The organism is Kineococcus indalonis, from assembly GCF_009906395.1.
In the GTDB taxonomy this organism is placed as follows: Bacteria; Actinomycetota; Actinomycetes; order Actinomycetales; family Kineococcaceae; genus Kineococcus; species Kineococcus indalonis.
Genome location: NZ_JAAALM010000537.1, coordinates 1 through 2,635, shown reverse-complemented (window position 1 = coordinate 2,635; position 2,635 = coordinate 1). Strand labels below are relative to the sequence as shown.

Sequence of the window (2,635 nt, the reverse complement as noted above, 5' to 3'; positions counted from 1 at the left end):
CCCCCGGGACCTCCCGCGCCCTCGGCCTCCTCGGCGTCCCCGGCGCGGGCGCGCACCACCACGACCGGGCAGGGCGCGTGCGCGACCAGGGACAGGCACGTCGAGCCCAGCACCAGCTCCCCGAGCACACCGCCGCGCCGGCCCGCGAGGTGCCCGGGGCCGGTGACCACCAGGCACGCCCGGGCGCTGGCCCGCAGCAGGGCGTGGCGCCGGTGCTCGTGCACCAGCCGCGTGCGCACCCGCACGCCCGGCGCCGCGGCGCCCGCGCGCTCGGCCAGCCGCTCCAGCGCCTCGCGCGCCTCCCGGTCCAGCTGGTCGGCGACGTCGCCCACCCACACCGTGCCGAGGGCGTCGGAGGCCACCGGCAGCTGCTCGGCGTGCAGCAGCAGCAGGGGCGCGCCCCGGCGCGCGGCCTCGCGCGCCGCCCAGCGCACCACCGGCAGCGACTCCTCGCCGCGCTCGACACCGACCAGCACGGCCCCGTCCACCGCGTCGGGCCCCGCCCCGCCCGCGGGCGCCTGCGCGCCCGGCTGCACACCGGTCCCCACGTCCACCGCCTCCTCGCGCCGTCGTGCCCCTCCAGGGTGCGCCCGCGCGGGCCGGCGCGACAGGGGTCCGGGGCACGGACCGCGCCCGCTCCCCCGCCGGACCGTGCAGGACCGCGCCGGGGCCCGGCGGGGGTCGCGCCCGCCGCCGCCGGGCACTGACATGCTGCGCCCGTGGAGATCGCTCTGGCGCTGGTGGGCATGACGGTCGTGGTGTGCGCGGTGGCCGCCGCCTGCGACCGGTTCGGCTGGCCGACCCCGCTGGTGATGCTGGCCACCGGGGCGGTGGTCTCCTTCGCGCCGGGGGTCCCGGAGTTCACGCTCACCCCGGAGCTGGTGCTCAACGGGCTGCTGCCGCCGCTGCTGTACGCCACCACGGCGCAGGCGTCGCTGTACGACTTCCGCCGCGACAAGCTCGCCACGTTCCTGATGTCGGTGGTGCTGGTGGTGTTCAGCACCGTGGTGATCGGCGCGGCGACGTCGTGGCTGCTGCCGGGCGTGGCGCTGGCGGCGTGCATGGCGCTGGGGGCGGTGGTGGCGCCCCCGGACGCGGTGGCGGCCGCGGCGATCGGCCAGCGGCTCGGGTTGCCGCGGCGGGTGGCGACGCTGCTGGAGGAGGAGAGCCTGGTCAACGACGCCACGGCCCTCATCGCCCTCAGCGTGGCGGTCACGGCGCTGACGGAGTCCGTCTCCCCCGTGCACGTCGGCGGCGAGTTCGCGCTCGCCGTGCTCGGCGCGGTGCTGATCGGGGCGGTGGTGGCCGCGGTGCTGCTCGCGGTGCGCCGGCGCGTGCACGACCCCGTCCTGGACACCGCGCTGTCGTTCGCGGCGCCGTACCTGGCGTTCCTGCCCGCCGAGGCGCTGCACGTGTCGGGGGTGCTGGCCACCGTGGTCACCGGCCTGGCGATGGCGCACCGGGCGCCGCGCGTGCAGACCGCCTCCGCGCGCATCGCCGAGGCCACGAACTGGCGCACGGTGCAGTTCCTGCTGGAGGGCGCGGTGTTCCTGCTCATCGGGCTGCAGCTGCCGCACCTGCTGCGCGACGCCGCGGCCGACGACCTCGGCACCGGGCGCGCGGTGCTGGTGTGCGCCGGCGTGCTGGTGGCCGCGGTGCTCTCGCGCTTCGCGTTCCTGCACGCGGTGTGGCTGCTGCTGCGCTTCGGGCCGGCGACGTGGCGGGGGCGGGCGTGGTCCCCGCAGGTGACGGTGCTGGTGTCCTGGGCCGGGATGCGCGGGGTGGTGACGCTGGCCGCGGCGCAGCTGCTGCCGGCCGACGTGCCGCACCGCCCCGTGCTGCTGCTGGCCGCGTTCACGGTGGTCGCCGGCACCCTGCTGGTGCAGGGCTCCACCCTGCCGTGGCTGGTGCGCCGGGTGGGTGCACCGGGGCCGGACCCGGCCGCCGACGCGCTGCAGGCCGCGGAGCTCGTCGACGCGGCCGGTGCGGCGGGCCTGCGGCGCCTGGAGGAGGTGCTCAGCGGCACCGCACCCGGGCAGGTGCCCGGCACCGCACCGGCGGACGTGCCCGAGGAGGTGCGCGAGCGGCTGCGCGCCCGCGCGCAGGCCCGCTCGCTGGCGGCGTGGGAACGCCTGGGCCGGCCGCTGGCCGAGCGCACCACCCCCTCGGCGCAGTACGCCGCGCTGCGCCTGCAGATGCTGGCCGCCGAGCGCGACGTCGTCGTCGAGGCCCGCGACACCGGCCGCGCGGCCCCGCCGGTGCTGCGCTCGGCGCTGGCCGCGATCGACCTGGAGGAGTCGCTGCTGGAGCACGCCGGGGAGGTGCGGGCGCTGCACCCGGACCGGGCGCTGGCCCCGGCGCAGCGGGCGGACACCTGCGAGCACCTGCGCGCGGCCCCGGACGGCGGGGGCTTCTCGCGGGCCTCGGCCGCGGCGTGCGAGGACTGCCTGCGCGAGGGCACCGCGTGGGTGCACCTGCGCACCTGCCTGGGGTGCGGGCACGTGGGGTGCTGCGACTCCTCGCCGCGCCGGCACGCCCGCGCCCACGCCGCCGCCGACGCGCACCCCGTGGTGGTCAGCGCCGAGCCCGGCGAGGCGTGGCGGTGGTGCTTCGTGGACGAGCGCATGGGCTGAGG

Annotated in this window: 2 protein-coding genes; one reads left to right on the top strand and one right to left on the bottom strand. The window is 79.1% G+C overall.

The window, feature by feature from the left end; all coding sequences use genetic code 11:
• Positions 1-554 (bottom strand): universal stress protein (locus GTR00_RS18535; protein WP_166613045.1); only part of this gene is annotated, 554 nt, incomplete at its 3' end.
• Between the two features lie 165 nt (positions 555-719).
• Between GTR00_RS18535 and GTR00_RS18530 the strand changes: the two genes are divergently transcribed.
• Positions 720-2,633 (top strand): cation:proton antiporter domain-containing protein, encoded by a 1,914-nt coding sequence (locus tag GTR00_RS18530; protein WP_166613044.1) that lies wholly within the window; start codon positions 720-722, stop codon positions 2,631-2,633.
• The last annotated feature ends 2 nt before the right edge of the window (positions 2,634-2,635 follow it).